At 31.1% G+C, this 5478-nt stretch carries 3 protein-coding genes and 3 rRNA genes; 5 read left to right on the forward strand and 1 reads right to left on the reverse strand.

The window, feature by feature from the left end:
• Positions 1-115: ribosomal RNA gene (locus SPD90_RS01105) — 23S ribosomal RNA — on the forward strand; the annotation flags it as partial.
• A gap of 76 nt (positions 116-191) precedes the next feature.
• A 5S ribosomal RNA gene (gene rrf, locus SPD90_RS01110) occupies positions 192-308 on the forward strand.
• A gap of 126 nt (positions 309-434) precedes the next feature.
• On the opposite strand, the gene SPD90_RS01115 is transcribed toward rrf, so the two are convergent.
• Positions 435-1619 (reverse strand): pyridoxal phosphate-dependent aminotransferase, encoded by a 1185-nt coding sequence (locus tag SPD90_RS01115; protein WP_320623884.1) that lies wholly within the window; start codon positions 1617-1619, stop codon positions 435-437.
• 363 nt (positions 1620-1982) lie between these two features.
• Here SPD90_RS01115 and SPD90_RS01120 point away from each other — a divergent pair, with 363 nt between their 5' ends.
• From SPD90_RS01120 to SPD90_RS01130, 3 genes are all read left to right on the forward strand, one after another.
• Positions 1983-4346 carry an anaerobic ribonucleoside triphosphate reductase gene (locus tag SPD90_RS01120; RefSeq protein ID WP_320924059.1) on the forward strand — a complete coding sequence of 788 codons (2364 nt, stop codon included), beginning with the start codon at positions 1983-1985 and terminating at the stop codon, positions 4344-4346.
• 14 nt (positions 4347-4360) lie between these two features.
• Entirely contained in the window at positions 4361-4903 is a 543-nt protein-coding gene (gene nrdG, locus SPD90_RS01125; RefSeq protein WP_320623882.1) for an anaerobic ribonucleoside-triphosphate reductase activating protein, read from the forward strand.
• 440 nt (positions 4904-5343) lie between these two features.
• Positions 5344-5478, forward strand: a 16S ribosomal RNA gene (locus SPD90_RS01130); the annotation flags it as partial.

Consider the following 5478-nt stretch of genomic DNA (forward strand, 5'->3'; position numbering starts at 1 on the left):
AGATTTCCCACCGCAAGGTTAAGATCCCAGGAAGACTACCTGGTTGATAGGTCAGAGGTGTAAGTGCAGTAATGTATTTAGCTTACTGATACTAATAGATCGAGGACTTGACCAAATGAATAATGGCATTCATTAAATGTTTTCAGTTTTGAAAGTATTAAATTTACATAGATTTAGTACAATAAAGATTATGTGGTTATTATAGCAAAGAGGATACACCTGTTCCCATTCCGAACACAGAAGTTAAGCTCTTTAGCGCCGATGGTACTTGGTGGGTGACCGCCTGGGAGAGTAGGACGTAGCCACGTAGTCTTTTTTTATTTTTTGAAAAAATGAAATATATAATTCTAATTAAAAAATAGGCTGTTGCAAAATAAAATTTGCAATCAGCCTATTTTAATTTTCTTATTAATATTAGTAACTTTTATACAATTCTAAGCTAATATACCTTGTACAAATTTATCTAATCTATCTAAAGCTTCCATAAATGTTTCTTCACTACAAGCAAAAGATATACGAACATATTCATCTATACCGAATGCGATACCTGGTACTATAGCAACCTTACATTCTTCTAAGAATTTATCGCAGAAGTCAGATGATAGGCTTTCACCATGTTCAAATTTGTCTTTTACCTTTGATATGTCTATAAATACATAGAAAGCTCCATTTGGATAAACGTAATCTAGGTTTTCTATTTTATCAAGTCTACCAGTAACAAGATCTCTTCTCTTTCTGTAAGCTTCTACCATATTATCTATGTCTTCTTTACAGTATTTTAAAGCTCCATAGCCTATGTATTGAGCTGCTAAGCATGGATGTGATACTAAATGTCCTTGGATAGCACTTATGTGCTTAGCAAGGGCTCTAGGAGTTGCAGTGTAGCCTAATCTTGTACCAGTTAAAGCTGCTGATTTAGCAAAACCGTTTATAGTTATAGTCATTTCTCTTATTTCATCACTTAATGAAGCTACAGAAACGAATTCACCATTGAAGCAGATTCTTTCGTATATTTCATCAGCTAATATATATACGTCGTGTTTTAAGCAAACATTACATATATCAAGTAATTCTTCCCTTGTGTAAATAGCTCCTGTAGGGTTACAAGGGTTATTTAATATAAGCATCTTAGTTTTGTCTGTTATATATTTTTCTAAAAGCTCTCCAGTTAATTTGAAGTCATTTGCTTTGTCTGTTTCGATTCCAACTGGAACAGCATTTACTAGTTTAGTCATTTCAGAATAACTTACCCAATAAGGTTTAACTAGTAAAACTTCATCTCCTGGATCTGTAACAGCCATTAAAGCATTAGTAAGAGCCATTTTAGCACCACTAGTAACTACTATTTCATCTGGAGCATAGTGACAGTTATTTTCTTCTAATAATTTTTTGCTTATTTCTTCTCTTAATATAGTTAATCCAGGAACTAAATCGTATTTAGTGATATTATCGTTTAAAGATTTTATACCACATTCTTTAGCTTTTTCTGGAACGTTAAAATCTGGTTCTCCAACACTAAGATTTAATACGTCTATACCTTGCGCTTTCATTTCTTTTACTTTAGAACTTATACCTACTGTACGTGATGGTGTTATAACATCAAGTCTTTTTGATAACATATTAATTATTACCTCCTAAAATTTTCTAAAATTATTGTCAAAATATGTATACTAAATATAATATATTAAATTACTATAAATTTACAGATAAAAATAAAACTATATGTAAAATATTAAAAGATTTTAGAAAAAATTATAACCGTTACAAATACAAGGCTTCAAAAAAACCATATAGTAATTTCAATGCTTAGAGGTATGTTGGTAAAATTTGACTAAAATTTATAAATTTGGTACCCTAGAAATAAGTTGATGAAATTATCGCCCCTTTAGTTTTTAAGGGGAATTTTTTTAATTATACATACTATATATAGTATGGGGAGTAAAAACAAACCACAATATATTGTGGTCGAGGGGGATTCGAAGTTGATAGAATATATAAAGAAAAGAGACGGTAGAAAGGTTAGTTTTGATAAAGATTGTATAACAAAAGCTATATTTTCAGCGGCAAGTGAAGTGGCAAAAAAGGAAAATACAGAACCAAGTTATCAAATGGCAGAAGATCTTGCTGATAAAGTAGTAGAGTTATTAAATGAAAAATACGATAATAATGAAATTCCTAACGTAGAAAATATACAAGACACAGTTGTAAAGGTTCTTATAAAAGCAGGTCATGTAAAAACTAGTGAAGCATTTATTCTTTATAGAAACGAAAGAAGCAGAATAAGAAATTCTAAAACTAGATTGATGAAGGCTATAAATAAAATAACTTTTGAAGATGCTAGCGATGCAAATATAAAAAGGGAAAATGCCAATATAGATGGTAACACTGCTATGGGTACTATGCTACAATATGGAAGCACTGTATCTAAGGAGTTCTGTAAGACATTTGTTATAAAACCAGAACATGCTCAAGCTCACGACAACGGCGATATACACATACATGATATGGACTTTCTAAATATGGGTACATTGACTTGCTGTCAGATAAATTTAGATAAATTATTTGACGGTGGATTTTCAACAGGTCATGGATTTTTAAGAGAGCCAAATAGTATTATGAGTTATGGTGCTTTGGCTGCAATTGCTATTCAAAGCGATCAAAATGACCAACATGGCGGACAAAGTATTCCATTTTTTGATTATAACTTAGCTAAAGGTGTATATAAGACTTTTAAAAAATTATATATATCTAATTTGCATAAAGGATTGAAATTATTAAAAAATATTGATGATAAGAGAACAGTAGAGGATATAGTGAACGATACTGAAAAGAGATCTAATAAAAAAGTAGGTCTAGAAAAGAACTCAGATTATTTGTATATTGAAAAGGAAAAATTAATAGAAACATTTGATATAGAGGAAAATTTAGCTATTTCAATACAAAATTTTGCATATGAAGAAGCGTATAAGGAAACTGACAGACAAACATATCAATCTATGGAAGGATTTATTCATAATTTAAATACAATGCATTCAAGAGCAGGAGCACAAGTGCCATTTTCTAGTATAAACTTCGGTACTGATACTTCTATTGAAGGTAGAATGGTAAGTAGAAACTTATTATTATCTCTAGAAAAAGGATTAGGTAATGGAGAAACAGCTATATTCCCTATTTTAATATTCAAGGTTAAAGAAGGGGTTAACTTAAATCCAGAAGATCCTAACTACGATTTATTTAAATTATCATGTAGAGTTTCTGCTAAGAGATTATTCCCTAACTTCAGTTTCTTAGATGCACCATTTAATTTAAAAACGTATAAACCTGGTCAACCAGAAACAGAAGCAACATATATGGGTTGTAGAACAAGAGTTTTAGGAAATGTATGTGGAGAAGAAGTCGTAAGTGGTAGAGGTAACTTATCTTTTACTACAATTAACTTACCTAGATTAGGTATAAAACACGGTATAGTAAATGGAAATAAAGAAGCGAATTTAGATGAATTTTTTGCTGATTTAGATGAAAAAATAGATTTAGTTATAGATCAATTACTTGAAAGAATGCAAATTCAAGGAAATAAAAAGGTTAAAAACTTCCCATTCCTAATGGGTCAAGGAGTATGGAGAGGTGCTGATGATCTTTCTTTTGAAGATACATTACAGGATGTAATCAAACAAGGAACATTGACAGTTGGATTTATAGGATTAGCAGAATGTCTAATTGCATTGACTGGCAAGCACCATGGAGAAAGTGAAGAGTCACAAGAATTAGGATTAAAAATAATTTCACATATGAGAAAGAGAATGGACGAAGCTGCAGAAAAATACCAATTAAATTTCTCTTTAATAGCTACTCCAGCAGAAGGACTTTCAGGAAGATTTACAGAAATAGATAAAAAGATATATGGCGAAATAAAAGGAATAACAGATAAAGAATATTATACTAATTCCTTCCATGTGCCTGTATATTATAATATATCAGCTTTTAACAAAATAGCTATTGAGGCTCCATATCATGAATTAACTAATGGTGGACATATAACTTATGTTGAATTAGATGGAGATACATCAAATAATCTACAAGCCTTCGAAACTATTATAAGAAGTATGAAGGAAATGGGTATAGGATATGGTAGTGTCAATCATCCAGTGGATAGAGACCCTGTTTGTGGATTCTCAGGAGTTATACCTGGTACTGTTTGTCCAGTATGCGGACGTAATGAAGAAGAAAGTGATATAAAATTTGAAAGAATTAGAAGAATCACAGGTTATTTAGTTGGTACAGTAGATAGATTTAACGACGCTAAAAAAGCAGAAGTAAGAGATAGAGTAAAACATACCGAAATTTAAGAGGGGGGATAAATATGAAGTTGAGAATAGCATCTCCTGTAATATGTGACAGTATTGTTGATGGACCTGGGCTTAGAATGGTTGTTTGGACACAAGGTTGTAAACATAATTGTAAAGGATGTCATAATCCTCAAACACATAGCTTAAACGGAGGATATGAAGTTGATACAAAAGAAATAATCGATCAAATGGCGTCTTTAAAGCTGCAACAGGGTATAACACTTTCAGGAGGAGAGCCTTTCTTACAACCAGCACCATTGGCTGAGATAGCAAAAGAGGCGCATAAAATAAACTTAGATGTTTGGAGTTATACAGGATTTACATTTGAACAGCTTATAGATAAGAACAATCCATTGTATTTCGAAAATATGGAATTATTGAAGTATGTAGATGTACTTGTTGATGGTAGATTTGAGATAGACAAGAGAGATATAAGCTTGCTTTTTAGAGGTTCATCTAATCAAAGAATAATAGATGTTAAGAAGAGCTTGAAGTATAAAACAGCTGTATTAAAATTTGAATATATGGAAACACATGATTTTTATACTGCTAAATAATTTTTTTGGTGAAATTAAAAGACTTTCTAGAAAATAATCAACTAGAGAGTCTTTTTTTATAAAGATTTTTGCGTGATAAATTGAATTATATGTTTAAATAAAATAATGTGTAAATGTTGAAATATAAGCTTTTTGAAAATATATGATATAAAAATAGAAAAATAATTAAAAAAAAATGAAAAAAAGTATTGACCAAAATTAATTAAGATGGTATAGTAATACTTGTCCTTGAGAAAAGGGCAAAACAACTTGAGAAAAGTTAAAAAAACTTTAAAAAAAGTTGTTGACAAAGAAAAACAGCTTTGATAGAATAAAGAAGCTGAGTTAAGAACTTTGAAAATTAAACAGTAGGTTAAATAATGAACTTTAATTCACACGAATTAAAACCAACAAACCAAGCCAGATATTCGATAATGATTAGTCTGAGCGAGATAAAACTTTATTTTGAGAGTTTGATCCTGGCTCAGGATGAACGCTGGCGGCGTGCCTAACACATGCAAGTTGAGCGATCTTCTTCGGAAGAGAGCGGCGGACGGGTGAGTAACGCGTGGGTAACCTACCCTGTACACACGGAT

Source organism: Intestinibacter sp. (assembly GCF_034113885.1).
GTDB lineage: Bacteria > Bacillota > Clostridia > Peptostreptococcales > Peptostreptococcaceae > Intestinibacter.

What these genes read in the sequence shown, in the direction of transcription:
- SPD90_RS01115 (WP_320623884.1), bottom strand. Translation starts at nt 1,619, where the DNA reads ATGTTATCAAAAAGACTTGATGTTATAACACCATCACGTACAGTAGGT.
- nrdG (WP_320623882.1), top strand. Translation starts at nt 4,361, where the DNA reads ATGAAGTTGAGAATAGCATCTCCTGTAATATGTGACAGTATTGTTGAT.